Origin of the sequence: Actinoplanes rectilineatus (assembly GCF_000962825.1) — a bacterium.
Lineage (GTDB): Bacteria > Actinomycetota > Actinomycetes > Mycobacteriales > Micromonosporaceae > Actinoplanes > Actinoplanes rectilineatus.
Map to the genome: position 1 here is coordinate 1 of NZ_JZKF01000003.1, position 26,756 is coordinate 26,756.

The window sequence follows — 26,756 nt, forward strand, 5'->3', positions numbered from 1 at the left end:
CAAGCCCCTCACCCACTCGTAGCGGGGACAGGATTTGAACCTGCGACCTCTGGGTTATGAGCCCAGCGAGCTACCGAGCTGCTCCACCCCGCGTCGGTAGGTAAAGACTAGCGCAAGCACATCGGGGGCCGCAAAGCGGCCCCCGATGTGTGCGTTACTGCAGGTCAGCTGCCTGGTGAGGCGGCTGGGCTGACGGCGGCCGAGGCGGACGGCGCCGGGTTGCCGCTAGCGGGTGCCTGGGTGTTCTGGGCGTTCTGGAAGCGGGTCATGGCCTCGTCGAGGGCCTTGAGCGCCTCGCCCTGCTTCACGAAGTCACCGGCCTGCTGGGCGGCCCGGAGGTCTTCGATGGCCTTGTCGACGTCGGCCGCGGCTTGGGACAGCTGGGTGCTGACCTGGTCCGGGGGTGTGGTCGGCGTGGTCGGTGTCGTCGGCGTGGTGCCGGTGTTGCCCGAGGTGGGCGGTGCGGCCTTGCCGAGATCGACCAGGGCTTCGAGCGCCTCGGTGATGTTGTCCTCGAGGACGACGTACTGGCCGCCGTCGCCGTAGGACATCAGGACCTTCTGGAGCAGCGGTGCGGCGTTGGCCTGGCTGCTCCGGACGTAGACCGGTTCGACGTAGAGGATGTCGTCGGCCAGTGGCAACGAGATGAGGTTGCCGTAGAGGACCGTCGCCTGGCCGCCGCGGCTGAGCAGGGCCAGCTGCTGCGAGATGTTGTAGTTGTTGACCATCCGCTGGTGCACCTGGACCGGGCCGGGCACCGCCGTGTCGTCCGGGAGTTCCAGTATCTCCAGCTTGGGCTGGCCGTCGATGTACGACGCGGAGATCAGGGCGGCCATGTTCTCCCGGTTCGCCGGTGTGACGCCGGCGGTGAGCTGGAAGCGGTTCTCGTCCTGCTCGGGGAGTTTCACGTTCAGGTAGTACGGCGGCTGCTTGACCCCGCTCTGCGGCGAGTCGGGGGCGTTCGGCACCTGCCAGAAGTCGTCACCGGAGAAGAACGTGCCCGGGTCGGTGACGTGGAACTTGGTGAGCAGGTTCCGCTGGACCTTGAACAGGTCGGACGGGTACCGGAAGTGCGCGGACAGGCTGGGCGGGGTCTTCTCCTTCGGGACGATCAGATCGCCGCCGAACGCCTTGTTCCACGCCTTGAGGACCGGGTCCTGGTCGTCGAACTCGTAGAGGGTGACCGTGCCGTCGTACGCGTCGACGGTCGCCTTCACCGAGTTGCGCATGTAGTTGACGTCGTCGCGGGCCAGGGCGAACGATCCCTGGCCGGTCAGCTCGTCGCGGGTCTCGGTGGCCAGGTTGATCTTCTGCGCGTACGGGTAGGTCTGCGCGGTCGTGTAGCCGTCGAGGATCCAGACGATCCGGCCGTCGACGACGCTCGGGTACGGGTCGCCGTCGACGGTGAGGAACGGTGCGACCTTCTCCACCCGCTCGCGGGGCTCCCGCGTGTACATCAGGCGACTGTTCTCGTTGACCCGGTCGGAGAGCAGGAAGTTGCTCTCGGTGTTCTTGATCGCGAAGACCAGCCGGCGGAAGAACGAGCCGATCTCGACGCCGCCCTTGCCGTCGTACGTGTAGAGGACCGACGCGTCCTTGTTCGCCTCCTGCGGCCGGTCGAACTCGACGGGCTGGCCGCCGGAGCCCTGGCCGACGATCGCGTACTCGGTGGACTGCTCGCCGTAGTAGATCCGCGGCTGCTCGGCCTCGAGTGCGGTGGTGGGGGTGACACAGCTGCGCTCGCTGTCACCGATCAGGCCGGAGGCGAAGATCGGCAGACCGGTCTCGCACTTCTGGTTGGCCGGCGCCGCCACCAGGCCGTAGCCGTGGGTGTAGACGGTGTGCCGGTTGAGCCAGTTGCGCTGCTGGGCGGTCAGCTTCTCGTCGTTGATCTCCCGGGCGCCGACCACGTAGTCCTGGGTCTTGCCGTCGATCGTGTAGCGGTCGACGTCCAGTTTCTCGCCGAAGTCGTAGAAGCCGCGGGACTGCTGCGACTGGGTGAAGCCCTCCGACACGAGCTGCGGGTCGATCAGCCGGACGTTCTGCGCGCTGGTGTCCTGGGTCAGGGTCGCCGGCGGGATGCCACTCTTCGCCGAGTACTGGCTGATCTCGGTCTCCCCCAGCCCGAACGCCTCCCGGGTGGCTTCGATGGACCGTTCGATGTAGGGCCGTTCCTTGTCCGACAGGCTCGGCTTGACCTGGAAGTTCTGCACGGCCAGCGGGTAGATGCCGCCGATCGCCACCGCGGAGATCGCCAGCAGTGCCAGCGAGACGCCGGGCCAGACCAGGTTACGCATCACCGCGTTGGAGAACACGATGATCGCGATCGCCACCAGCACCGAGATGTACGCCAGGATCTCCTTGGCCGGGAGCAGCGCGTTGACGTCGGTGTAACCCGCGCCGTACAGCCCCGGGGAGACGTGCTGCTCGAGCAGCAGCGCGCGCTGGTCGAGCATGTACGCCACCGCTTTGAGCAGGACGAACACGGCGACCAGAGTGGTCAGGTGCGCGCGGGCCGCGGTGGTCATCCGGTCACCGATGCCCTGCAGGCGTACCCCGCCGAAGATGTAGTGCACGGCGAGGGAGCCGAGCACCGACAGGACGACGGCGGTGAAGCCGACGCCGAGCAGGTAACGCCAGAGCGGGTACTCGAAGATGTAGAACGAGATATCCACCTTGAACTGCGGATCCTCGACTCCGAACGAGCCGCCGTTGCGGAACAGCATCCAGTCGGACCACCGAACCTGTGCGGACAGGCCGGCGAAGAAGGCGATGACCAGGCTGACCACGGTGATCCAGGTGCCCAGGCGGGGCGCCAGGATCATCCGGTAACGCTCGAGGGTGGCCTGCTCGGGGGAGTGCGGGCGCAGCAGCGGCCGCATCCGGTAGGCGAGATAGAGGTTGGCCGCGACGATGAGGCCCATCGCGGCGCCGATCACCAGGAAGAGGAGCACCTTGGTCAGCAGAACCCCGGAGAAGACCTTCGTGAAGGCGACCTCGGAGAACCACAGATAGTCGGTGTACGCGTCGATGCCCCATCCGAGCAGCGTGAAAAGGAGGAAGACCCCGACCAGGACGCCGACGGTGACGCGACCGCGCCGGCTCATCCTCGGTAGAGGACTGTTACGCATGACCAACGTTGGCTCCACACTTCGTCTGGCCGGTGATTCACCTTACGATGTCGCATCCAGCTTCGATACGCGGCAGAACGGTCTCGTTACGACCGGTGAGGCGTCACGAGGCCGCGCAGGCCTTGGGCGTGCCGCCGGTGGTGAATGTCTTGAGTGCGGTGAGGGCGTCGTCCACCGTGGCCACCTCGGCCATCGGCAGACCGGGCACCGCGTTGCGCAGCGCTTCGGCACAGTTGTCCTTGGGGACCAGGAAGAGCTGGGCCCCGGCGTCCTTGGCGCCGACGAGCTTCTGCGGGATACCCCCGATCGGGCCGACCTCACCACTGTCGCTGATCGTTCCCGTACCCGCGATGATCTTGCCGCCGGTCAGGTCCTCCGGCGTGAGTTTGTCGATGATGCCCAGGGTGAACATGAGACCCGCGCTCGGTCCACCGATCTTGTCGAGATCGATCTCGATGCCGAACGGGTCCTCCGGTTCGGCGGTGATCTCGATCCCGATCCGCGGGGTGTCGTCGCCGTCCACCGTCCTCGTGGTGATCCCCACGCTGCCGGCCGTGCCGTCCCGCTCGTAGCCGAAGGTCAGCCTGCTGCCCGCGGGCTTGGCCCGGACCAGCTCGGTGACCTGGCTGGACTTGGTGATCGTCGTCCCGTCGACGCTGGTCAGCCGGTCACCCGCCTTGAGCAGCCCGTCCGCCGCACCCCCGTCGGTGACCTTCGACACGAAGGTCTGCAGGGGATGGCCCAGCTTCTGCAGAGCGACCTTCTCGGCGCTGCTCTGCGACTGCTTCCACTCCTGGGCGTTCTGCTCCTGGACCTGCTTCTCGCTCTGGTCCGGCGGGTAGATCAGCTCACGCGGGACGACCGCCTGCTCGCCGCTGAGCCAGCCGCGGATCGCCCACACCAACTCCACCTGCGACTGCACGTTCACCGTGGTCAGGCGCAACTGACCGGCCGACTTCGAGGTCTCACCCTTCTCCACCTGGATGACCTCGGTGCCGTCGGCGGAACCGAGCGTGTCGACCGTCGGCCCCGGCTTGAGCACCACGTAGGGCAGGGGTGCGACCATGACACCGGCTGCCAGCAGAGCGGTGATCAGGGCGCCGAGGATGACGGTGACACCGCGACGTCTCATGCGCGTGACCGTACCAACTCACCCTGAGTTCTCTCTGAGCTGATACCTCCCTCGGTCCGCTTCCTTGTTTTCCCGCGTACCGTTGGGGACGTGCCTGATATCCCGTTCGGCTTCTCCCTGCCGGGCGCTCAGCCGCCCGACCCCTCCGACCCGCAGCAGATGCAGCAGTTCATGGCGCAGCTGCAGCAGATGTTCGCCGCGCCCGGGAGCGGCCCCGTGAACTGGGACCTGGCCCGTCAGGTCGCGGCCAGCCAGCTCTCGGCGACCGGCGACCCCGCCGTGAACATCCTGGAACGCCATCAGGTCGAGGAGGCTCTGCGGCTCGCCGACCTCTGGCTCGACCCGGTGACCGCCCTGCCCAGCGGCATACAGAAGGCCGTCGCCTGGAACCGCAACGAGTGGATCTACAACACCCTCGACGTGTGGAAGAAACTGTGCGAGCCGATCGCCGGCCGCATGGTGGGCGCGATGGGCGACCTCGTCCCCGAGGAGGCCCGCGCCCAGCTCGGCCCGATGCAGTCGATGGTGGCCACCCTGGGTGGCGCGCTCTTCGGCGGTCAGCTCGGCCAGGCCTTCGGCCAGCTCGCCGCCGAGGTGCTCTCGGCCGGCGACATCGGCCTGCCGCTCGGACCGGCCGGCACCGCCGCACTCGTCCCGGCCAACATCAAGAAGTACGGCGAGGGTCTCGAACTCCCCGAGGACGAGGTCCGGCTGTACGTGGCTCTCCGCGAGGCGGCCCACCAGCGGCTCTTCGGTCACGTGCCGTGGCTGCGCTCGCACGTGCTGACCGCCGTCGAGACGTATGCCAACGGCATCACCGTCAACCGCGAGGCGATCGAGGAGGCGATGAGCCGGGTCGACCCGAGCGACCCCGAATCGATGCAGGCGATGGCGCTCGAGGGCATCTTCACGCCGGAGGACACCCCGCAGCAGAAGGCCGGCCTGGCCCGGTTGGAGACCGCGCTCGCGCTGGTCGAGGGCTGGGTCGGCCAGGTGGTGGACAGCGCCGCCGGCGACCGTCTGCCGTCGCGGTCCGCACTCGGCGAGGCGTTCCGCCGCCGCCGGGGCGCCGGTGGTCCGGCCGAGCAGACCTTCGCCGCCCTGGTCGGTCTGGAACTCCGTCCGCGCCGCCTGCGCGAGGCCGGAGCGTTGTGGACGGCGGTGGCCGAGCAGCGAGGCACCGCGGGCCGGGACGCCCTCTGGGACCACCCCGACCTGCTGCCCACCGACGAGGACTTCGCCGATCCGGCGGCGTTCGCCCGGGGCCGCACCGACTGGGACATCAGTGAGCTGGAGGGCCTCGAGGACGGCCCGAAGGAGGACTGATCCCGGAAACGTCAGTCGCCGTGGAGGGCGCGTCCGTCCTCCACGGCGATTTGCTTTTCCCACAGTGATTGCTTTCCCACACCGCCGAACCAGCCAGATTTCGTACGCCACGCCGACCGCTCCACACGCCCCGCGTCACCGTGCCGCACCGTCGCACACCACAGGTGCCATCGTCGGCCAGCACGCAGGCGCCACCGTCCGGTAACGCTCCGGACAGCCGGGGCGAACCGTTGACTCACGTCGGCTGACAGCGCTCCGGCCGAGGCCCGCTCGGTCGGCGCAGGCGGGTGGCAGGCTGGTCAGCCGCCCAGGAGCGTGCGGGTGTTCTCCCAGCCCTCGAGGGCCACGTCGAGCGTTGCCAGGTCGGCCGGGCCGCGCAGGCGCCGCCACGGCGGCGTGGTCGTGACGTCTCCGGGCCGGGGCGCCGTGCGCCGGAGGATCTGCGCCGAGGCGCTGTCCAGGTCGTGGTCGACCAGCCAGTCCGGCGCGGGCAGGCTGGTGGCGACGCCGAAGAGGCCCCCGGAGGCCCCGCCCGGTGACACCGTGACCGCCTTGGTGTCCAGTGGGCTCAGCAGCTTGCCGAGGGTCATGCCGGGCACGTCCGGCGCGTCCGCGGCGATCACCGCGGCCTGATCGAATCCGTCCGCGGCGGCGGCCTTGAGCGCCGGAAGGACGGTCGGTTCGGGGAGTTCGTAGATCCGGGTGCCCGGCCAGGCGATCTCCTCGGCCAGGTCACGGTCGGCGGCGGTGGCCGCGATGGCGGCTTCGGCCTGGGCCAGCCGGGCGAGCAGGTCGACCACGTCCTCGGCCAGGGCGGTGCGCCAGGTCCGCAGGTCCACCCCGGGGGGACTCCACGGCACCGGGACCAACAGGACGATCACCACCCGCCGCAGCACACCCGTCAGCCTAGCGCCTGTGCCGTCGGGGAGGCAGGACCGAGGTGTGGCCAGGCCGTCCCTCCCCGGACAGAATCCGGTCCGCCCTGCGAACGGGCACTAGTCCGCCATCACCAGACTGTGGGAGGCGGCGATGCCCTCCAGATAGCCCCGGGCCCGTTCGGCTTTGGGGAAGCGGCTGACGAGTTCCCAGAACTCCGCGTTGTGGCTGGGCACGACCAGGTGCGCGAGTTCGTGCAGGAGCACGTAGTCGATCACCCAGTCGGGCATCTCCTGGATCCGGTGTGAGATCCGGATGGTCGCGTCGTCGGGGGTGCAGGAACCCCAGCGGCCGTTCTGGTTGGTCACCCAGCGCACACTGACCGGCGCGACCTGGTCGGCGTGATCGGCGAGGAAACGGGCTGTCAGGCGACGGGCACGGGCCAGGAGCTCGGCATCGGTGCACCGCAGGCGTTCTTCGCGGGCGGCGAGACGGGCGAGCATGCGCTCCACCCATTCGATCTCCTCGGCCCGGGAGAAACGATCCGGGATGAGGACCACGACTCGCTCACCGTCGCGATACGCGGACACCGTCCGGCGGCGGCGCTGACTGCGCCGCACTTCGACGACAGGCTTGCGCGTCCGGGCCATTACCGGCTCGCGCGGCCCAGATTCGGGTTCACGTTGAGACGCTAATCCGCCGGACCCCTGTCACCGCAAGAGTACGGCCGATGACGGTCGGGAATATGCGCACTTCGACCGCATATTCCCGAAAAAATTTTCCTCAGCCGCAACATCCGAGACAACCGCCAACCTAGACCATCGCCGACGCAGCCCATCAGCTACCCACTCGTCCGTTTTATGCCTTTATGATGGGATTAATCGGCGTGTCCCGGCAAACCTGGCGGAAAAGGATAGTTCGTACCGGCACACTCACGTCGTCGGTGACACCGCCGACGCTGCGTTGACATGGAACCCGTCTGACCTGGGTAAGAGTCCGCCCCAGGGCAGCGTGGCCACATCTGCGTGGCCGCAGGGGCCCAGCGCCGCAGACAAGGTTCGCGCCCGCTCCGCGAACGAGGCACCGGGCCGGGCGGCCGACGATACGACTAAGTAGGAGGAACCGTGGCCGACACCACGTACAACGGCTACTGCGTGAAGTGCAAGGAGAAGCGCGATTTCCAGGGCAACGTGGAAGTCTCCAAGACCGGCATGAACATGGCCAAGGGCAAGTGCCCGGTCTGCGGCACCACCATGAACCGCATCCTGGGCAAGGCCAAGGCGTGATCTCCCGCCCGGGGAGGGCGGTCGCCCTCCCCGGTGCGTTTACCGGGTACGCCGTAACCGTGCTGGATCCAGCACGTTGAGTTAACGGGCCGCCTGTGGATAACTAGCCCGAAGCTGTGGACAACCCAGCGTCGGGCGCCCCCGCGGCTGTGGATAACGACCCCGTTGCGCGACGCGGCGATGACAACCTGTCATCCATGAACCGGACACCACTGCCGCGTCCGACCCTTGTCCCCGGCCTCGCCCGGGTCTGGCGCACCGCCACCCACCTGCAGCTCGGCCTCGGCCCGCCGCACGCGATCGTGCTCGAACTCGCCGACCCGCGCACCGCTCTGGTCCTCGATCTGCTCGACGGCCGGCTCTCCGAACGACTCGTCCTGCTCCGCGCCGCCGAACAGGGCGTGCCGGTCGACGACGCGCTCACGCTGCTCGGCACACTCCAGGCGGCCGGGCTGGTGATCCCCGCCGGGTCGCTGATGCCGGCCGCCCTGCCGGACCGTGCCCGCCAGCTGCTGCTCTGCGAGGCTGCCGCGATGGCCCTGGAGACGGCCGGTCCGGCGCAGCGCGCTCCGGCCGGCCCCTCGCCCGCCCGGGTGCTGCGCCGTCGCCGCGCCTCCCGGGTGGTGATCAGCGGGCGGGGCCGGCTCGGCGCCACGATCGCGGTCGCGCTGGCCGAGGCGGGCGTGGGGCACGTACACCCGGATCTGTCCGGTGCGGTCGGGCCGAGTGAGATCACCGGCGGCCCGCTGCTCGCCACCGACGCGGGCAGTCCCCGGCGCACCGCGGTGACCGCCGCGATCCTGCGGGCCTCGCCGGTCACCGAGACCCGCACGGTACGCCGTCCGCCCACCCTGGTCGTCCAGCTGGCCCACGACGAGCCGACCGCCCTGATCGCCGCCGGTCACGCCGCCCGGCGGCAGCCGCATCTGGCCGTCGGCATCCGGGACGGCACCGCGGTCGTCGGCCCGTTCGTCCCCGTGACCGGCGAGCCCTGCCTGCGCTGTCTCGACCTGCACCGGCTGGACCGGGATCCGGGCCGGCCCGGCGGGTGCGCGGCGGACACCGCCGAACCGTGCACGGTCACCACCCTGCTGGCCGCCACCGCCTACGCGGTCGCCGAGGCGCTCGCCTTCCTGGACGGCGGCATACCCGGGACGACGGGTTCGTCGGTGGAGATCAGCGCGCCGGGGCGGATCCGCCGGAGGACCTGGCCACCACATCCCGACTGTCCCTGCGGGCGCAACCGGGCCACCTTCACCAGACCTTCACCGCATAAACACCAAACCACCTCGTGACGGGCGGAGTAACCGCCATCCGTCGGTCACAATGATCTGGTGACGGACATACCGCGCCGCGCGGCCTCCCGGACGGCCAGGCTTGCCGCGCTTCCGCTCGGCTTCGCCGGGCGCACCGCGCTGGGCCTGGGTAAGCGTGCCGTCGGGATCGCCTCCGACGTCATCTCCGCGGACATCCAGCAACGCACCGCCGAGCAGCTGTTCAGCGTTCTCGGACAGCTCAAGGGCGGTGCGATGAAGTTCGGGCAGGCGCTGTCGGTGTTCGAGGCCGCGATGCCCGAGGAGATGTCCGGGCCCTATCGCCAGGCGCTGACCAAACTGCAGGAAGCCGCTCCACCGATGCCGGTGGCGAACGTGCACAAGGCGCTCGCCGAGCAGCTCGGGCCGGACTGGCGGGACAACTTCGCCGAGTTCGACGACAGCCCGGCCGCCGCCGCGAGCATCGGCCAGGTGCACCGGGCGGTGTGGAAACTTCCGCCCGCCCGGCGGGGCGGCAAGCCCAAACTGCTGCCGGTCGCGGTCAAGGTGCAGTACCCGGGGGCCGGGGAGGCACTGGTCGCCGACCTCAAGCAGCTCGGCCGGCTGGCCGGCATGTTCAAGATCATCCAGCCGGGCATCGACATGAAGCCGCTCCTCGCCGAGTTGCGCGAACGTGTGGTCGAGGAGCTCGACTACGAGATGGAGGCGGAGACCCAGCGGACCTTCGCCACGGCGTACCAGGACGATCCGGAGATCTTCGTGCCCCGGGTGATCGCCTCCGCGCCGCAGATCCTGGTCACCGAATGGGTGGACGGCACCCCGCTGGCCTCCGTGATCACCGACGGCACCGTGGCGGAACGCGACGAGGCCGGCCGCCTGATGGCGATCCTGCACTTCTCCGCGCCGTCCCGGGCCGGGCTGCTGCACGCCGACCCGCACCCCGGCAACTTCCGGATCCTGCCCGACGGCCGGCTCGGCGTGATCGACTTCGGGGCGGTGGCCCGGCTCCCGGACGGCCACCCGGAGCCGATCGGCCGCCTGGTCCGGCTGGCACTCGACGGCGACGCGGCGGGGGTGACCGAGGGCCTGCGCGAGGAGAACTTCATCAAGCGGGACGACGACATCGACGCGGAGGCCATCCTCAAGTTCCTGCGCCCGATGATCGAACCGGTCGCGGTGGACAGTTTCCGGTTCACCCGGGGCTGGCTGCGCGGCGAGGCGACCCGGATCAGCAGCCCGCGTTCGCCGGCTTTCCAACTGAGCCGCAAACTCAACCTGCCGCCGTCCTACCTGCTGATCCACCGGGTGACGCTGGGTTCGATCGGGGTGCTCTGCCAGCTCGAGGCCGAAGCGCCGTACCGCGAGATCCTGCAGAAATGGCTACCCGGGTTCGCGCCGGTATCCTGAGGCGATGATCGATGTCGTCGACGTGCCCGGCGCGCGGATCGCCTACCGGGTGCACGGCCCGGTGGACGGTCCGGGGGACGGCCGGCCGGTCGTCTGGCTGCACGGCGGTTCCAGCGACGGCACCTCCTGGGAGACGGTCGCCGCGGCGCTGCCGCTCCGGTCGTACGCGCTCGACCTGCGGGGTTACGGCGCGAGCAGCCGCGCTTCGGCGTACGGCATAAAGATCACCCAGCAGGACGTGATCGCCGTGCTGGACGCCCTCGGTCTTGACCGCGTGGTTCTGGCCGGCCACTCGGCGGGCGGTGTCGTCGCCTGGCGGGCCGCACTCGCCCATCCCGGCCGGTTCACCGCGCTGATCCTGGAGGAGCCGCCGCCACCGGTGCCGCACCGGCTCGATCCGCCACCGCCGACAGGTCCGATCCCCTACGACTGGGCGGCACGGCAGGCCGTGCTCGACGTCGTCAACAACCCGGATCCGTCCTGGTGGGACGACCTGAGCCGGATCACCGTGCCGACCCTGATGATCGCCGGTGGACCGGAGAGCTTCCTCGATCAGGACACCCTGCGACGGATGGCCGCGGAGATCCCCGGCAGCACGTTCGTCACGATCGGCGGCGGGCATCGCGCCCACGTCAACAAGCCCGCCGAGTTCACCGCAGCGGTCGCCGACTTCCTGCGACCGCTGTAAAAAGCCGACGATCCGCACTCACGGCGATAGCCGATGATACGCGGTCGCGGTCGCGGTGAAAGCCGACGACCCCGCAGCCACGGTGAAGCTGTGAAGCCGTGAAAAGGGAAAGGCCCGCCCGTGAGATCACGGACGGGCCTTTTCATCTCCCAGGTAGCGGGTTCAGCGGTACTCCGGGTCAGACACTGAGCTCACGGGCCGCGCGGTGGCGGGACTCGATCGCGATCTGCCGGGCGGAACGGTAAGCCTCAGGTGCACGGTCACGCTGAGGCCGAGGCATTCGGGCTCTCGAGAGTGCCTCTTGGAGAAGTCTCATCTTCGCTCCGGTGGGGTTCATTTCGCTGCTCGACTTTCTGATTTCCATCACGGGGGTGGGGAGGGTAGTCATCTCAGGCCGCCAGGCGAACCGAGTTGCGGGACTCGAGACCGTTAGCGGCGAGCCGCTCCTCGACCTCGACGGCGAGCTCCGCGTCGCGAGCCACGTCCGCCTTACGCGGACGGCCACGCGGCCGCTTGCGCGGGACCACGGCGCCGCGCTCGAAGATCTCGCCACCCCAGACACCCCAGGGCTCGTTCCGCTCGACCGCACCGGCCAGGCACTCGACCCGCAGCGGGCAGTCGCCGCAGAGGGACTTGGCCAGCTCCAGCTGGGCCGGGGAGTCGGAGAACCACAGGTCCGGGTCGAACTTGCGGCAGGGCAGGTTTGCCTCGACCTCGACGCTCACGTCGAGTGGGGCCAGCGCCAGACTCATAAAGCCCGGTCACCTCTCTCTTCTTCAGCGATCTTCTGGATCGTCGTCCGGGTGGTGCACCGGCTGGTGAGCCGGCAAAAAATTAAGGCCGCGGATCCCGGTTAGGGGTTCCGCGGCCTCGAGGTGAGCCGGAGGTCTGTTTGTCAGACCGGCCTTCCTCGAGGCGGGACACCGCTGCCATCCGTGTAGCGACGCTTGACGGAGACATTGCTGCCCTCGAACCCAGTGGTGCCCTTGTTGCTGTCGAGCATCAGAACCGCTTCGCCCAGCTCGGCCTGGACGTGGGCCTGGTGCGCCCGCGGTGCCGCGACCCGCTCAGCAGCCATCAGCGCCAGCGGTGCGGCGGCGACGGGCAGCAGGGCGGACTCGGACAGAGTCCAGGCAGGGATCAGCGACATCGACGGAGCAATTGGGGCGTTGATTACGAGCCTCATCGGGGTCACCTCCTCCATATGCACTGCACTCAGCGTTACTACGGACATTCGACCCCGGCGAACTGCTGCTCGCCAAGGTGTGTCCTGAGGCTATGCCTGCCCTCCAGGGGAGGGCAAACGAATTAACGGACTAGTTTTCGAAGTTTTTCTGAGCGACTTCTTCGGGGCTCGCACCGGCCACCAGAGCGAAGACCGCCTCGCCGTACTGGCCGAGCTTGCGAGGGCCGATCCCGGCGATGGCCAGCAACTGCGCCGGCTCCGCCGGGCGGCGCTCCGCCATGGCCACCAACGTCGCATCGGTGAACACCACGTAGGCAGGGACTTTGAGTTCCGCCGCGGTGGCCGCACGCCACACCTGCAGACGCTCGTGAAGGTCCTCGTCGAGGTCCGACGGGCAGGTCGGGCAACGGCCCAGTTTGCGGTCGGCACCGGCCAGCAGGGTGGCCCCGCAGATCCGGCAGAGAGCCACCTGAACACGACGACGGTCGGTTTTCCGACTCCGGTCCACGACCGTCCGCTCCGGGGCCGCCGTGGACCGGTCCAGCTGCGGCAGGAAACGGCACGGGCGCCGGGGACGGCCACCCGTGGACCGGGACTGACCGTAGGAGAGCCAGAGCTGCCGCCGGGCGCGGGTCACCCCGACGTAGAGCAGCCGGCGTTCCTCCTCCAGCTGGTCGGGCGTCTTGGCGTACGTCGTCGGCAGCGTCCCGTCGGCGAGCCCGACCAGGAACACCGCATCCCACTCCAGCCCCTTCGCCGAGTGCAGTGAGGCGAGCGTCACACCGGCGACCGTGGGTGCGTGCTGCTGCTCGGCGCGACGGGCCAGCTCGTCGTTGAACATGGCGAGCGTCACATGCCGCTGGACGCTCCCGGCCTCACCGATGGGCAGGAACTCCGGCGCGGACGCGTACTCCTGCGAGAGGGTGACCAGCGCGTTGAGCGCCTCCCACTGCTCGCGCGCCGCACCTCCCGGCGGGGGTTTGTCCCGGTGCCAGCCGGTCGCCGCGAGTCCCTCCAGCACCGCCTCCACCAGCGGAGTCTCACCCGGGATGGACCGCACCCCGGCACGCAGGGCGACCATCGCCTGCCGCACCTCGGGACGCTCGAAGAACCGCTCGCCGCCGCGCACCACGTAGGGCACCTGGGCCTCGGCGAGCGCCTCCTCGTAGGACTCGGACTGCGCGTTGATCCGGAAGAGCACCGCGATCTCGTTCGCCGGCATGCCACCCGCGATCAGCTCCCGGCAGCGCCGCGCCACCGCGGCCGCCTCGCCCTGCTCGTCCGGGAAGATCTTGAGTTCCGGCTCCGGACCGGGCCGGCGCTGACCGACCAGTTCCAGGCGCAGCTTCGCCTCGGTGCCCCGGGCCTGCTTGATCACCGCGTTGGCGAGGCCCACCACCTGCGGCGTCGAGCGGTAGTCGCGGACCAGCCGGACCACCACCGCGTTGCGGCGCTGCCGCGGGAAGTCGATCAGATAGCCGGCGGTCGCCCCGGTGAACGAATAGATCGTCTGGCTGGCGTCACCGACCACCGTCAGGTCGTCGCGGTCGCCCAGCCAGGCGTCCAGCAGACGCTGCTGCAGCGGGTTGACGTCCTGGTACTCGTCGACGACGAAATGCCGGTACTGCGCGCGGATCTGGTCGGCGACGTCCGGATGCTCCTCGATGCCCCAGACCGCCGCGCGCAGCAGATCCTCGAAGTCGATCACGCCCTGGCGGCGCTTCAACGACTCGTAGGCGGCGAACACCTCGGCCACCCGGGCCGGCTCGTGCGGCGGCTCCCGCAGCGCCTTGGCGGCCGCCACCGCGTACTCCCCCGGCTCGACCAGCGACGACTTCGCCCACTCGATCTCGCCGGCCAGGTCACGGGCCACGGCACGGTCGGCGCGGACACCGGCGCGGGCGGCGGCCAGGCCGACCAGGCGGGCCTTGCTCTCCACCAGCTCGGGCATCTGCCGGCCCTCCAGCAGCCGGGGCGCGAAGTAGCGCACCTGGCGCATGGCCGCCGCGTGGAAGGTGCGGGCCTGCACGGCCGAGGTGCCCAGCGAGGTGAGCCGGGCCCGCATCTCGGCGGCGGCCCGCGCGGTGAACGTCACGGCCAGCACGTGCCGGGGGCTGATCTCGCCGGACTGGGTCCGGTAGGCGATCCGGTGGGTGATCGCCCGGGTCTTGCCGGTCCCGGCGCCGGCGAGGATGCAGACCGGGCCCGCGGGAGCCGTCACCGCCGTCCGTTGCTCCGGGTCTAGCCCGGACAGCACCCCATCAGTCCGCACGGTAGGGAATCATGACACCCGGGCGGGGTGTTGTGCTTGTCAGCCGCACCACCGTGTGACCTGTATCGAAGGAGCCCTGACCGATGCTGACCATGTTCTCGACGTCCTGGTGTGGTTACTGCCACCGCCTCAAGTCGCAGCTCGACCGGGAGGGCATCGCCTACGAGGTCGTCGACATCGAGCAGGACGAGGAGTCGGCCGCGTTCGTGCGCAGTGTCAACGGGGGCAACCAGACGGTCCCCACTCTCAAGTTCGATGACGGGTCGGCGCTGACCAACCCGTCGATCGTGCAGGTGAAGCAGCACCTCGCGGCGATCTCAGCGTAAAGAGAAAGGAGGGCCGTCCCGAGACCGGGACGGCCCTCCTTTCTCAGATCACGAAATCAGATCACGGAATCAGAGCCGGGATGCTCGAGTCGAGCAGGCCGCGCTCCTTGAGCGCGCCGTACAGCGGCACGGTCTCCGGGTAGTGACCCCACTGGTGGTCACCGTCACCGTTGCCGAACGCGCCGAGCAGCTGCTTCTGCACGTCGTTCAGGGTGTCCCACTCCGGGCGGTTCGGCAGGTCCTGGTTCTCGTCGCGGATCTGGATCCACCGCGGGGTGTAACCGAAGAACGCGCCGACACGAGTGATGTCGGAGTAGTTGTCCGACCGGGCGTGCCAGATGCGGCGGTCGAAGACCACCAGGTCGCCGGGGTTCGCGGTCACCTGGATCGCACCCTCGGGCTGCGGCCACGGGACGCCACGGCTCGGCGGTCCGGGCAGCCAGTTGCTCTTGTGGCTGCCCGGCAGGATGGTGAAGTTGCCCCGGCCGGTCTCGCTCACGTCGGAGAACCAGTAGGCCAGCTTGACCGACAGCATCGGACGCGGGTCGGTCTCGATCTCCCGGTTCTGACGGCCACCGTCCTGGTGCCAGTGCCACCAGTCCTTCTGCTTCTCGTGGATCTGCGGGTGCACGTCGATGTGCGAGTGGTACACGTGCAGGTTCCACCCGAGCAGCGACCAGATGTACCGGAACGACTTCGGGTGGTCGAGCAGGAAGGCCAGCTCGGGGACGTGCGTGATCGGGGAGAGCTGGTGCAGGGCACCGGAGGCGTTGAGCTTGCCCTCGGCCTTCGCCTTCTCGTAGTACCCCAGGATCGCGGCCCGACCGACCTCGACCTCGCTCTCACTCAGCACCGACGGCACGATGAGGTATCCATCGCGGTCGAACGCCTCCCGCTCTTCCGCGGACATCGGCGTCCACGCCGGTGCTTCCACCTGGGTCATCGGTTCCCCCTCTTCGTCTTTGATAGCCAAGACGCGGTGACCCAGGGGTTTGGTTGCCTAAGGAGAGATTTTTTCTTCTTAGGTTTCTCACACGACCTTCATCAGTTCCCGCTCAACCAGCGGTCGACCAGGTAGAACGCGATGGAGGACCGCATCGGAAGACTCATCGGCACACCGGACTCCGGGTCCACATAGCCCCCGGCGATCATCTTGGCGATCGTGTCCCGGGTGAACCAGTGCGCCTCGTCGATCTCCTCCGGGTCGAGGACCAGAGGCTCCGCCGGGGAGGCCTGGGCGTGGAACCCGAGCATCAGCGAGCCGGGGTACGGCCAGGACTGGCTCCCCTCGTACCGCAGGGCGAGCAGCGGGATGCCGACCTCCTCGCGGACCTCGCGGATCACGGCTGCCTCGGCCGACTCGCCGGGCTCCACGTACCCGGCCAGGCAGGAGAACCGGCGTACGCCGTCGGCGCCGGCCGGCCAGGCCGCGTTGTGCCCGAGCAGGCAGCGCCCCTCCGGACCGGCCACCCCGTCGTGCACCAGCACGATCATCGCCGGATCGGTCCGCGGCCACATCAACTGGCCCTCGTCGTCCGACCGCGCCCAGCCGGCCTCCACCGCCACCGTCGGCTTGCCGCTGCGCGGCGAGAAGCGGTGGCTGGCGTGCCAGTTGCCGAGCGCGGCGGCCGCGGTGAACAGTCCGGCGTCCCGGGCGTCGAGGAGATGACCGATCTCGCGCAGGGTGGACGCCCGCGTGTCGCCGATCTCCGGCAACGCGGCGTCCACCATCCACAGCGGGGTCTCCGCCTCGTCGGCGTCGGTCCCCAGGAACCAGCGCTCGGCCTCCGGTGCCTCGGACGACGGCACCAGCACGAGTGCCACCCCACCGTCCGGGCGGTCGGCGACCAGGGCCCGGCCGCCTTTCGCCACGTCGACGACGAGGACCCGGCCGCGGGACCAGGCCCCGGCCAGCCAGGCGTCGTCCTTGCGCCGGTGCGCGGCGCGGTCCAGGGTGGTCCGCGCCAGCGGCGGCGTGCCGGGCTGCTCGCCCAGGTCGGGCTGTTCAGAATCGGTCACTCTGTGCTGCGCTCCACTGCTGCTCGTTCCACGCTGGTCAGGGCGGCCAGCTGGCTCTCGATCTTGTCGGCGTCGCCGAGGACCACGGTAACGGCTCGGGACGGGGCCAGGTGCTCAGCCGCGGCGGCGGCCACGTCCTCGCGTGTCGCGGCGGCCAGCGCGGCGGAGTACTCCGGCAGGTGGTTCAGCCGCAGGCCGAAACCGGCGTACATGCTCGCCAGCCCGGCCAGGCCGCCCTGGGTCGACATGCCCAGGCGCAGGGTGCCGAGGGCGTACCGGCGGGCCTGTTCGAGCTCCTCCTCGCCGGGCGCGAGGCTGGCGATGCGGCCCAGCTCGTAGAGCGTCTCGAGCAGCGCCGGCCCGGTCACCTCGGTGGCCACCTCGGCGGCGGCCAGCAGCGACGAACCGGCCACGAAGTGCTCGATCCCCGAGTGCGGGCCGTACGTGTACCCCTTGTCCTCGCGGATGTTCTCCACCCACCGCGACGAGAAGTAGCCGCCGAAGACCATGTTCGCCAGGTTGAGCGCGGCGTAGTCCGGGTGTGTCCGGGGCAGCGCCGGCAGCGCCAGGCGCATCGACGACTGCACCGAACCGGGACGGTCGACCAGCAGCAGCGCGCCCGGCTTCAGCTCCGGCACCGGCGGGACCAGGCCGTCTGCCGCGGCGCCGGTCCAGCCGCCGAGGATCTTCTCGGCGCTGAGGATCGCCTGTTCCGGGTCGATGTCGCCGACCAGTACCAGCACCGCGCCGTCCGGGCGGACCCGGCTCGCGTGCAGGTCGCGCAGCGCGCCGGAGTCGACGGGGCGGATCGCGTCCGGCGCCGGGGTCTGCACCGCGTACGGGTGGTCGCCGAACATCCTCTTGAGCAGCGCCACCCGGGCCAGGTGCGCCGGCTGGCTGAGCGCGACCTGGATGTGGTCGACCAGGCGCTCCCGTTCGGTGGCCACCTCCTCGGTCGGGTAGGTGGCGTCGGTGAGCACGCCGGCGAGCAGTTCCAGCGTCCGGTCCAGGCCGCCGGCCAGGGCGTTGCCGGAGATCTGCAGCCGGTCCGGGTCGAGGCCCGCGGCCAGGCCACCGCCGACGGCCTGCAGCTCGGCGGCGATGTCGATGCTGCTCAGCGTGCTGGTGCCGGTGAACAGCGCCTGGGAGAGCAGGGTGGCCGGGGCCAGTGGGGCCCGGCCGAACGGAATACGCAGGCGGACCTCGACCAGCGGCACCGAGGAACGCCGGATGGCGATGACGGTGAGGCCGTTCGGCAGGGTCCGCTCCGCCTCCGGCGGCAGGTTGAGCGGGGCGTCCGGGATGAGATCGGGCAGAGTCTTGGTCACGTGGAGGCTCCCGGGATCACTTCGACACTGGCGCGGCGCTCGGGCCGCAGGGTGGCCGCGGCGGCGACGATCTGCTCGTCGCGCACCTCGCTGATCAGCTTCGGCAGGTCGTTCAGCAGGCCGGGCCGGCCGCGCTGCAGCTCCAGCACGGCCATCGGCAGTGCCCGGCCGAGCACCGAGTCGGTCTCGTTGAGCGCGCGGGTCGCCATCCGGGCCTGGGTGCGGGCCAGTTCGCCGGGTTTGAGGCCGTCGGCGGCCAGCCGGTCCAGTTCCTCGTCGACGGTCTGCAGCACCTTGGCGGCGTCGCCGCCGGGCGGCATGTGCGCCTGCAGCAGCAGCGCGGTCGGGTTGCGGACCTGGTATTCGTCGCCCATGAAGCCGATGTAGCCGCCCAGGCTGGTGGCCGTCCGGTCGCGCTGGACCAGCCGCTCCACCAGGCGGGAGGCGTCGCCGTCGGTGAGCACCTCGGCGAGCACCACGAACGGCAGGTAGTCGTCGAAGGTGGCGATCGGGTCCGGCACCCGCCAGCCGCCGGCGATCGCGGGCAGCGGCGCGATCCGGTCGGTGTACGACTCGCGCCGCTCACCGGTCAGGTCGGGCTCGGCGAAGTCGGGCAGCACCGGGGCGGGCCGGGCCGGCACGTCGCTGAAGTGCCGTTCGATCATCGCGGTCGCCTCGGCCACGTCGAAGTCGCCGGCCACCGAGAGCACCGCGTTGCCGCAGGCGTAGTAGCGGTCGAAGAAGCTCTGCGCGTCCTCGACGGTGGCGCTCTCCAGGTCGGTGAACGAGCCGTAGCCGTCGTGGGCGTTGGGGAAGGTCTCGAACATGACCGGCGGAAGCTTGAGCCACGGGAACCCGCCGTACGGCCGGTTCAGCACGTTGACCCGGATCTCCTCCTTGACCACGTCGACCTGGTTGCGCAGGTTCTCCTCGGTGAGGCGGGGACCGCGCATCCGGTCGGCCTCGAGGAAGAGGGCCCGTTCGAGGGCGCCGGAGGGCAGCACCTCGAAGTAGTCGGTGTAGTCCAGGTGGGTGGAGCCGTTGAAGCTGCCGCCGGCGCCCTGCACGTGCCGGAAGTGGGCGAGCTTCTCCAGGTTCTCCGACCCCTGGAACATCAGGTGTTCGAAGAGGTGCGCGAAGCCGGTGCGCCCCTCCGGTTCGCTGCGGATGCCGACGTCGTACACGACGGCCACGCCGACGACCGGGGCGCTGCGGTCCGGCGAGAGGACCACACGCAGACCGTTGCCGAGAGTGAACCTCTCGACCGGATATTTCGTCGCGGGGATCTTGATATTGGGCGCCACGGTACGAATCTAGCGTGCTCCAGCGGCTCCGACCGGCAGTCAGCTTGCCCCATCCGCACGATGACGCAGAGCATCCCGTCACCCGATGAGGGTAATCACCCTCACATTAAGCCTGATATGTGGCTTTTACCGCGACCTCCCGGGCTTGACGCACCAAACCCATCTGATCCATCATTCCCATCCAACAGATAGGTTATGCCAAGAATCGGTGGGAGGGGCCCGCGTTGTACGTCTCGGCCCGCACGGACTACGCCGTACGCGCGATGCTCGCGGTCACCGCCGAGCACCCCCGCCTGGTCAAAGCCGCCGGGCTGGCGGCCGCCCAGGAGATCCCGCTCAGCTTCCTTCAGGGCATCCTGCTCGACCTGCGCCGCGCCGGGCTGCTGCACAGCCACCGCGGCGTGGACGGCGGTTACGCCCTGGCCCGCCCCGCCGAGGAGATCACCGTCGGCGACGTGGTCCGCGCCGTCGGCGGCGCGCTCACCACGGTTCGCGGGCTCCCCACCGCCACGGCCGTCTACCACGGTGCAGCGACGGCGCTGCACGACGTGTGGGTCGCCGTGGAGGAGGCCATCGAGGGTGTGGTCGACCACAAGACCCTGGCCGAACTCTCCAGAATCTCAGTGAAGAAGAATTAGGAGTGAGCATGAGCTCCCGCACTGTGCGTGCGTTCGCCCTTGCCACGGCCGCCCTGGTGGCCTCGACCGCTCTCAGCGCCTGCGGTTCCGACGAAGCCGACACCGTCGAGGGCACCAGCGGCGCGGCCGCCGAGTCGACGACCCTCAAACTCGGCTACTTCCCCAACATCACCCACGCCCCGGCCCTGGTCGGCGTGAACAAGGGCCTGTTCGCCACGGCCCTGGGCACCAGCACCAAACTGGAGACGCAGACCTTCAACGCCGGCCCCGCCGCGATCGAGGCACTGCTCTCCGGCGCCATCGACGCCACCTACATCGGACCGAACCCGGCGATCAACGGCTGGGCCACCTCCAAGGGCACCGCGCTGAAGGTCATCGCCGGCAGCACCTCCGGCGGCGCCGGACTGGTCGTCAAGGAGGGCATCAACACCGCCGCGGACCTCAAGGGCAAGAAGATCGCCACGCCGCAGCTGGGCAACACCCAGGACGTCGCCCTGCGCGCCTGGCTGAAGGAGAACGGCCTCAACGCCGACACCAACGGCGGCGGCGACGTCTCGGTCCTGCCGCAGGACAACTCGGCCACCGTGCAGGCGTTCGCCCAGGGCGCGATCGACGGCGCGTGGGTGCCCGAGCCGCACCTGAGCCGGCTCATCCTGGAGTCCAAGGGCAAGGTCCTGGTCGACGAGAAGTCCCTCTGGCCGAACGAGCAGTTCGTGACGACCCACCTGATCGTCAGCCAGAAGTTCCTCAAGGAGTACCCGGGCACCGTCAAGAAGCTGCTCCAGGGCCACATCGAAGCGGTCAAGTACATCAAGGACAACGACGCCGACGCGCAGAAGGCCGCCAACGCCCAGATCGAGGCGCTGTCCGGCAAGCCGCTCAAGGACGACATCCTGGCCGCCGCGTTCAAGAACCTGACCTTCACGTACGACCCGATCGCGTCGTCGCTGTTCACCAGCGCCAAGCACGCGGAGGAGGTCGGCCTGCTCGACCCGGTCGACCTGTCCGGCATCTACGACCTCGGACCGCTGAACGAGCTGCTGAAGGCCGACGGTCAGCCCGCGGTCAGCGACGCCGCGGCCTGACCGAGAAGGTGGTGGGGGCGAGCATGAGCAACACCGTTGTCACGATCGACGACGTCTCCAAGCAGTACGGGTCGGGCAGCTCCGCGCTGCTCGCCCTCGACCACGTCTCACTGGAGGTACGCCAGGGCGAGTTCGTCTGCCTGCTGGGCGCCTCCGGCTGCGGCAAGAGCACCCTGCTGTCACTGGTGGCGGGACTCGACAAGATCAGCAGCGGCACCCTGGACATCGGCGGCAAGAAGGTCTCGCTGATGTTCCAGGAGGCCGCCCTCTTCCCCTGGCTCTCCGTCGCCGGCAACGTCGAGCTGCCACTGCGCCTGCAGGGCCTGGGCAAAGCCGAACGCCGCAAGCGCGCCCAGGAACTGCTCGAGATCGTGCGCCTCGCCGGCTTCGGCGACAAGCGCCCGCACGAGCTCTCCGGCGGCATGCGGCAGCGGGTGGCGCTGGCCCGGGCCCTCGCACAGAACGCCGACATCCTCCTGATGGACGAACCGTTCGGCGCGCTGGACGCGATGACCCGCGACATCCTGCACGACGAGCTGGAACGGATCTGGCGCGAACAGGACCTGACCGTGCTCTTCGTGACCCACAACGTCCGCGAGGCGGTCCGGCTCGGCGACCGGGTCATCCTGCTGAGCAGCCGTCCCGGCCGGGTGCTCGAGGACTTCGCGATCACCCACCCGCGTCCCCGGCGCATCGACTCCCCCGAGGTCTCCGGCCAGGCCGCCGAGATCACCGACCGGCTCCGCGCGGAGGTGGCCCGTCATGCCAACTAGCGAAACGGTGACCTCACCGAAAGCCGCCGACCAGGTCACCGGCCTCGACGCGCTGGAACTCGGGCCCAAGGCCGACAAGGGCGCCCTGGCCGGCCGGGTCTGGCGCAGCGCCTGGCCCAAACTCCTCGCCATCACCATCGCCGTCCTCGCCTGGCAGGCGGTCGTCTGGGCGCAGTGGAAACCGGAATACCTGCTCCCCGGCCCCGGAGCGGTCCTCACCGAACTCCTCGACATCGTCAGCACGCCGGACTTCTGGAGCGGCGTCCAGCTGACCCTGACCCGGGCCCTCTCCGGATTCGTGCTGGCGGTCGTGATCGGCACCGTGGTCGGCGTCGCGGTCTCCCGCTTCGCCCCGCTGCGGGCGGCGATCGGCTCGCTGATCACCGGCCTGCAGACCATGCCGTCGGTGATGTGGTTCCCGCTGGCCATCCTGCTGTTCCAGATCAGCGAGAGCGCCATCCTGTTCGTGGTGGTGATCGGCGCCGCCCCGTCGGTGGCCAACGGGCTGATCAGCGGCATCGACTACGTGCCGCGGACCTGGCTGCGGGTCGGCCAGGTGCTCGGCCTCAAGGGCGTCGCCAAGTACCGCCACCTGATCCTGCCGGCCGCCCTGCCGTCGTTCATCTCCGGACTCAAGCAGGGCTGGGCGTTCTCCTGGCGCAGCCTGATGGCCGGCGAACTGCTGCTGACCGTGCCGGGCGCACTGTCCATCGGCGTCCGCATGCAGAACGCCCGCGACCTGGTCGACGCGCAGGCCGTCCTCAGCTACATCATCGTCGTGCTGATCATCGGCATCATCATCGACGCGCTCTTCAACGTCGCCGACAACGCGGCCCGCAAGCGCTGGGGCCTGATCAGCAACTAGACACGTCCGCGTCAGCCCGCGTGGTGACTCGAGGCGCGTAGCGCGTTCGAAGTCACCACACGGACGGGCCTCGCATCCTGGCCACGAGACGTGTCCAGGTGCTCCTCATGCCGGGCGTACCGAATCGAGGACGTCCCGCACCACGTAGTCGAACTGCTTGTGCGTGCCCGGAATCGACACGTACAGGATCGCCGCCGTCGGCCGGCCCACGTCGATGACCGCCACCGCGGACAACTCCTCGGTGGCGGTCAGCCCCGGCGACTGGAACTGCAGCCGGAACTCGCTCACCCAGGCCGGCAACCCACCCAGGGTGGTCACCTCGTCCCGGATCGCCTCCATCGTGTTCGGCTGCGGGTAGTACTCCGCCCGCACGTCCGAGGCCACCTGCCGCCCCACGCACTCGAGGTCGAGCGAGAAGGCGTCGTTGTCGGCCGCCGGCACCGCGGCGGACAGGATCGAGGCGTGGTACTCGCCGCCGTCGTACACCTCCGTCACGAAGTGCTGGCCCACCCGGTAGGGCACCTGCAGCGTGCCGGCCCGCCACACGTCGGTCCAGGTCTGCCACGGTGCGCCGTACTTGCGGTAGGAGATCCCGGCCTCCTCGTCCACGGTCCGTTCCCCGCTCGCCGGCGGCTGCGCGGACGGCGCCTGGGTGGGCGCGGCATCCGGCGACACGGTCGGTGCCGGGCAGGCCTGCGCCAGCGGTGGACGCAGATCGGCCGGGCCGGCACCCTCGTCGTCGGAGAACGGCACCCGGTCACCACCGAGCATCACGATCAGCAGAACGGTCAGACCGGCCACGAGAATGCCACCGGCCACCCCACCGAAGATCAACAACTGCCGCCGCTGCCGTGCGGCGCGATCCGGGCGGGGCGCCTCCGGCTCCGCGATCTTCTCCGGGGGTACGCCCAGAGCAGTCCCGTCCTGCCCCGGCCACCGAGCCGTCCCACCCCGCACCGCCCCGGGCACGGTCCCGTCCGGCGCCGCCGTCGGCACGGTCCCGTCCGGCGGTGTGCTTCCGCTCCGAGCCGCCTCCGCGCCCGGCGACCACGGATCGCCCGGCCGCTGCCAACTCTGATCGGACATGCCGTCCAGTGAACACCACGCCCCACCACGACACACGGCGGCCGGGACCCCCTGGGACGGCACACACCCTGGGCCTTCCGGTCCACGCGGTTTTCAGGATTGTCAGCTACCGTGCTGCCATGGAACTGGTGTACCCCCCGGTCGTCGCCCTGGTGAAGACGATGTTCCGCGCGCTCGACCTCAAGGTTCAGGTCGAGGGCGCCGAGCACATCCCGTCCGACGGTGGGGTGGTCCTCGCCAGCAACCACTCGAGCTACCTCGACTTCATCTTCTGCGGCTTCGGCACCCAGCCGGCCGGCCGGCTCGTCCGCTTCATGGCCAAGAAGCAGGTCTTCGACCACAAGGTCAGCGGTCCGCTGATGCGCGGCATGCGGCACATCCCGGTCGACCGCAAGGCCGGCACCGGGGCGTTCCGCGAGGCCATCGAGGCCCTCAAGAAGGGTGAGATCGTCGGCGTCTTCCCGGAGGCCACGATCAGCGAGTCCTTCACCGTCAAGCAGCTCAAGTCGGGCGCGGCCCGGATGGCGCAGGAGTCCGGCGCCCCGCTGATCCCGATGGCGGTCTGGGGCCCGCACCGGCTCTGGACCAAGGGCCGCAAGAAGGAGCTCACCAAGCGGCACGTCCCGGTCCTGATCAAAATCGGCGAGCCGATCCCGGTCCCGGAGGGCGCGACCCCCGAGGCCGTCACCGCCGTGCTGAAGGAACGACTGAGCGTCCTGCTCGACGAGGTCCAGCGCGCCTACCCGGACAAGCCCGCCGGCCCGGACGACACGTGGTGGCTGCCGGCCCACATGGGCGGCACGGCCCCGCTCCCGCACTCCGCCGCCGTCTGACGCGTCCCGACGTCGATGCACCCGCGACAAATCCGCGGGTGCACAGGCAGCCCTGATCGCCCATGCGTCAGCCCCCGGCGTCGTTGATCGCCACGCCTCGGCCCCCGGCGTCATTCACCGCCGCGCCTCGGCCTCCGGCGTTGCGCATCACCACACCTCGCCCCCGGCTTCGTTGGTCGCCGCGCCTCGGAGCCCGGCGTCGTTCATCGCCAGACGTCGGCATTCGGTTCGGTCGAGGCGACGAATGGGATGAACCCTCAGATGCGGGAGATTGTCGTCACGGCGGCGTCCCGGCCGGGGTGGTCCGGCGCACCGTGATCGAGGGTCGTCATGCCTGTCCGCCCGCTCACACCCACAACGAACCGACCCACAACGAAGATCGCTCCCCGAGAGCGCCTCACCCCGACCCAGCCGTCACCCATGGTCGCCTCCGAGCAGGACCAACCGTCAACGACGGCCGCCCGCCCCGAGCCGTCGCCTACGGCCGTTCGGAAGGACAGGAACCAGCCGTGAGCGACGGCTCCGGGTCACCCAGCCGTCGCCCACGGTCGCTTTCGTCTCGCAGACGAACCACAACCGACGGCCGAGCCGGTCGAGCCGTCAACCACGGTCGCTTTCGCACCCCAGACGAACCACAACCGACGGCCGAACCAGCCCAGCCGTCAACCACAGCCGCACCCGCCCCACAGACGAACCACAACCGACGGCCGAGCCGGTCGAGCCGTCGACCACAGCCGCCCGGAAGGACAGCAACCAGCCGCGACCGACGGCTCGGGGTCAGCCAGCCGTCATCCACGGCCGGCATTCGGATCACGGGCGGACCGTGGGCGACGGCCGGGGCGGCCGGGATACCACCGAACCCATTCCAGATCTCGGCGACGGCCCCGGGGCGGCAGCGAGCGACCCAACGACGCCGACGCACGAAGCGCGACCGGAGACGGCGCTCGGCAGGGGTGACGGCAGCCGCAGCAAAGCCGATGATCAACTTAAGCTGAGCGGCATTGGACGCCCCCGGCCGTCACCTACGGCTGCCCTGACGACGAAGAACAGCCCTCCACGACGGCTGGTGTGGTGGGTTGAGCGCAACCACTTACGCAGGTCGCCCGGTGGCCTGAGCGTTCCGGACGCGCCAGCGGCCGGCGAAGACCACCGGGCCCTCGGCGGGAGCGACGGTCTGCACCGCCCACCCCGCTACGACATCGGTCTTCAGATCTCGACGTTTCTCAGCGGCGCCACAGTGACGTGATCGGGACGCCCATCTCGTCGAGCAGGTTGCGCAGCAGCGGGAGCGACAGACCGATCACGTTGCCCGGATCGCCCTCGATGCGGCTGACGAAGGCGCCGCCGCGGCCGTCGAGCGTGAACGCCCCGGCGACCTGCAGCGGCTCGCCGGAGGCCACGTAGGCGCCGATCTCCTCGTCGCGGACGTCGGCGAAGTGCACGCCGGTGGTGCCGACCGCCTCGGCCTGGCGGCCGGTGACCAGGCCGGTCAGGTGGTGGCCGGTGTGCAGGACGCCGGACTTGCCGCGCATCCGGGACCAGCGTTCGATGGCCTCGCCAGCGCTCGACGGTTTGCCCCACACCTCGCCTTCGAACTCGAGGACCGAGTCGCAGCCGAGGACCAGGGCGGACGGGTCGGCGGGCAGGTCGGACGCCACGGTGCGGGCCTTCATGCGGGCGAGCGCGAGGCACAGCGTCCACGCGTCCTCTGCCTCCACGACGCTCTCGTCGACGCCGCTGACGAGGACCTCGGCGTCGATCCCGGCGCCCGCGAGGAGGGCCCGTCGGGCGGGGCTGGCCGAGGCGAGGATCAGGCGGTACGCGTTCTGGGTCTGCACGAGAACCGAGCCTACAAGGACACCCTCCACCCCTGAGTGGATCAACGAGGGCTCACCCCTTAGAGAATCGACCCCTTTCGCGG

24 protein-coding genes and 1 tRNA gene are annotated in these 26,756 nt (G+C 69.8%); 11 read left to right on the forward strand and 14 right to left on the reverse strand.

Annotated elements, in window-relative coordinates:
* Positions 1-19 precede the first annotated feature (19 nt).
* The 3 genes from WH85_RS02465 to WH85_RS02475 all read right to left on the reverse strand — a co-directional run bounded on the left by WH85_RS02465 (position 20) and on the right by WH85_RS02475 (position 4,263).
* Positions 20-93: transfer RNA gene (locus tag WH85_RS02465), tRNA-Met, on the reverse strand.
* A 71-nt stretch (positions 94-164) separates the two neighbouring features.
* Positions 165-3,107: a UPF0182 family membrane protein gene (locus tag WH85_RS02470; protein WP_045740002.1), complete on the reverse strand. Its 2,943-nt coding sequence runs from the start codon at positions 3,105-3,107 to the stop codon at positions 165-167.
* A 127-nt stretch (positions 3,108-3,234) separates the two neighbouring features.
* Complete coding sequence (locus WH85_RS02475) at positions 3,235-4,263, reverse strand: YlbL family protein (protein WP_045740003.1); 1,029 nt, start codon at positions 4,261-4,263, stop codon at positions 3,235-3,237.
* Positions 4,264-4,353: 90 nt separating this feature from the next.
* Here WH85_RS02475 and WH85_RS02480 point away from each other — a divergent pair, with 90 nt between their 5' ends.
* The gene (locus WH85_RS02480) at positions 4,354-5,589 is read left to right on the forward strand and encodes a zinc-dependent metalloprotease (protein WP_045740004.1); all 1,236 of its coding nucleotides are present in this window, start codon (positions 4,354-4,356) and stop codon (positions 5,587-5,589) included.
* A gap of 299 nt (positions 5,590-5,888) precedes the next feature.
* Here WH85_RS02480 and WH85_RS02485 read toward each other — a convergent pair whose 3' ends face one another.
* Both WH85_RS02485 and WH85_RS02490 read right to left on the reverse strand, forming a co-directional pair.
* Positions 5,889-6,485, reverse strand: a complete 597-nt coding sequence (locus WH85_RS02485) for a hypothetical protein (protein ID WP_045740005.1) — start codon at positions 6,483-6,485, stop codon at positions 5,889-5,891.
* Between the two features lie 99 nt (positions 6,486-6,584).
* The gene (locus WH85_RS02490; RefSeq protein WP_045740006.1) at positions 6,585-7,115 is read right to left on the reverse strand and encodes a M48 metallopeptidase family protein; all 531 of its coding nucleotides are present in this window, start codon (positions 7,113-7,115) and stop codon (positions 6,585-6,587) included.
* Between the two features lie 474 nt (positions 7,116-7,589).
* Between WH85_RS02490 and WH85_RS51480 the strand changes: the two genes are divergently transcribed.
* The 4 genes from WH85_RS51480 (at position 7,590) to WH85_RS02505 (ending at position 11,120) form a co-directional block, all read left to right on the forward strand.
* Positions 7,590-7,751, forward strand: a complete 162-nt coding sequence (locus WH85_RS51480; RefSeq protein ID WP_169792401.1) for a DUF5679 domain-containing protein — start codon at positions 7,590-7,592, stop codon at positions 7,749-7,751.
* 197 nt (positions 7,752-7,948) lie between these two features.
* On the forward strand, positions 7,949-9,046 hold the full coding sequence (locus WH85_RS02495; RefSeq protein WP_045740007.1) for a thiamine biosynthesis protein ThiF: 1,098 nt from the start codon (positions 7,949-7,951) through the stop codon (positions 9,044-9,046).
* Positions 9,047-9,085: 39 nt separating this feature from the next.
* Positions 9,086-10,432: an ABC1 kinase family protein gene (locus WH85_RS02500; RefSeq protein ID WP_045740008.1), complete on the forward strand. Its 1,347-nt coding sequence runs from the start codon at positions 9,086-9,088 to the stop codon at positions 10,430-10,432.
* 4 nt (positions 10,433-10,436) lie between these two features.
* Positions 10,437-11,120, forward strand: a complete 684-nt coding sequence (locus WH85_RS02505) for an alpha/beta fold hydrolase (RefSeq protein ID WP_045740009.1) — start codon at positions 10,437-10,439, stop codon at positions 11,118-11,120.
* 389 nt (positions 11,121-11,509) lie between these two features.
* Here the strand turns inward: WH85_RS02505 and WH85_RS02510 are convergent, their stop codons facing one another.
* From WH85_RS02510 to WH85_RS02520, 3 genes are all read right to left on the reverse strand, one after another.
* Complete coding sequence (locus tag WH85_RS02510; RefSeq protein WP_045740010.1) at positions 11,510-11,872, reverse strand: WhiB family transcriptional regulator; 363 nt, start codon at positions 11,870-11,872, stop codon at positions 11,510-11,512.
* Positions 11,873-12,015: 143 nt separating this feature from the next.
* Positions 12,016-12,306: a hypothetical protein gene (locus WH85_RS02515; protein WP_245673791.1), complete on the reverse strand. Its 291-nt coding sequence runs from the start codon at positions 12,304-12,306 to the stop codon at positions 12,016-12,018.
* A gap of 130 nt (positions 12,307-12,436) precedes the next feature.
* Positions 12,437-14,578: an ATP-dependent DNA helicase UvrD2 gene (locus tag WH85_RS02520; RefSeq protein WP_083448742.1), complete on the reverse strand. Its 2,142-nt coding sequence runs from the start codon at positions 14,576-14,578 to the stop codon at positions 12,437-12,439.
* An 83-nt stretch (positions 14,579-14,661) separates the two neighbouring features.
* Between WH85_RS02520 and WH85_RS02525 the strand changes: the two genes are divergently transcribed.
* Positions 14,662-14,904, forward strand: coding sequence for a mycoredoxin (locus tag WH85_RS02525; protein WP_045740012.1), 243 nt, complete (start codon positions 14,662-14,664; stop codon positions 14,902-14,904).
* A gap of 61 nt (positions 14,905-14,965) precedes the next feature.
* Here WH85_RS02525 and WH85_RS02530 read toward each other — a convergent pair whose 3' ends face one another.
* The 4 genes from WH85_RS02530 to WH85_RS02545 all read right to left on the reverse strand — a co-directional run bounded on the left by WH85_RS02530 (position 14,966) and on the right by WH85_RS02545 (position 19,555).
* Positions 14,966-15,847, reverse strand: coding sequence for a phytanoyl-CoA dioxygenase family protein (locus WH85_RS02530; protein ID WP_045740013.1), 882 nt, complete (start codon positions 15,845-15,847; stop codon positions 14,966-14,968).
* A 101-nt stretch (positions 15,848-15,948) separates the two neighbouring features.
* Positions 15,949-16,923, reverse strand: a complete 975-nt coding sequence (nudC, locus tag WH85_RS02535) for an NAD(+) diphosphatase (protein ID WP_083448743.1) — start codon at positions 16,921-16,923, stop codon at positions 15,949-15,951.
* Entirely contained in the window at positions 16,920-18,251 is a 1,332-nt protein-coding gene (locus WH85_RS02540; RefSeq protein ID WP_045740014.1) for a M16 family metallopeptidase, read from the reverse strand. The genes nudC and WH85_RS02540 overlap by 4 nt, the downstream gene beginning before the upstream one ends.
* The gene (locus WH85_RS02545; RefSeq protein WP_045740015.1) at positions 18,248-19,555 is read right to left on the reverse strand and encodes a M16 family metallopeptidase; all 1,308 of its coding nucleotides are present in this window, start codon (positions 19,553-19,555) and stop codon (positions 18,248-18,250) included. The genes WH85_RS02540 and WH85_RS02545 overlap by 4 nt, the downstream gene beginning before the upstream one ends.
* A gap of 224 nt (positions 19,556-19,779) precedes the next feature.
* Here WH85_RS02545 and WH85_RS02550 point away from each other — a divergent pair, with 224 nt between their 5' ends.
* From WH85_RS02550 to WH85_RS02565, 4 genes are read left to right on the forward strand one after another with little or no spacing between them, the layout of a single operon-like run.
* A complete protein-coding gene (locus WH85_RS02550) occupies positions 19,780-20,193 on the forward strand; it encodes an RrF2 family transcriptional regulator (protein WP_045740016.1) in 414 nt (137 codons plus the stop codon).
* A gap of 8 nt (positions 20,194-20,201) precedes the next feature.
* Positions 20,202-21,278 (forward strand): ABC transporter substrate-binding protein, encoded by a 1,077-nt coding sequence (locus tag WH85_RS02555; protein ID WP_045740199.1) that lies wholly within the window; start codon positions 20,202-20,204, stop codon positions 21,276-21,278.
* Positions 21,279-21,301: 23 nt separating this feature from the next.
* Positions 21,302-22,051: an ABC transporter ATP-binding protein gene (locus tag WH85_RS02560; RefSeq protein ID WP_045740017.1), complete on the forward strand. Its 750-nt coding sequence runs from the start codon at positions 21,302-21,304 to the stop codon at positions 22,049-22,051.
* The gene (locus tag WH85_RS02565; protein ID WP_045740018.1) at positions 22,041-22,916 is read left to right on the forward strand and encodes an ABC transporter permease; all 876 of its coding nucleotides are present in this window, start codon (positions 22,041-22,043) and stop codon (positions 22,914-22,916) included. The genes WH85_RS02560 and WH85_RS02565 overlap by 11 nt, the downstream gene beginning before the upstream one ends.
* Positions 22,917-23,021: 105 nt before the next feature.
* Here WH85_RS02565 and WH85_RS02570 read toward each other — a convergent pair whose 3' ends face one another.
* Entirely contained in the window at positions 23,022-24,002 is a 981-nt protein-coding gene (locus WH85_RS02570; RefSeq protein WP_245673792.1) for a hypothetical protein, read from the reverse strand.
* A 119-nt stretch (positions 24,003-24,121) separates the two neighbouring features.
* Here WH85_RS02570 and WH85_RS02575 point away from each other — a divergent pair, with 119 nt between their 5' ends.
* A complete protein-coding gene (locus WH85_RS02575; RefSeq protein WP_045740019.1) occupies positions 24,122-24,835 on the forward strand; it encodes a lysophospholipid acyltransferase family protein in 714 nt (237 codons plus the stop codon).
* 1,223 nt (positions 24,836-26,058) lie between these two features.
* Here WH85_RS02575 and WH85_RS02580 read toward each other — a convergent pair.
* On the reverse strand, positions 26,059-26,673 hold the full coding sequence (locus WH85_RS02580) for a Maf family protein (RefSeq protein WP_045740020.1): 615 nt from the start codon (positions 26,671-26,673) through the stop codon (positions 26,059-26,061).
* Positions 26,674-26,756: the final 83 nt, after the last annotated feature.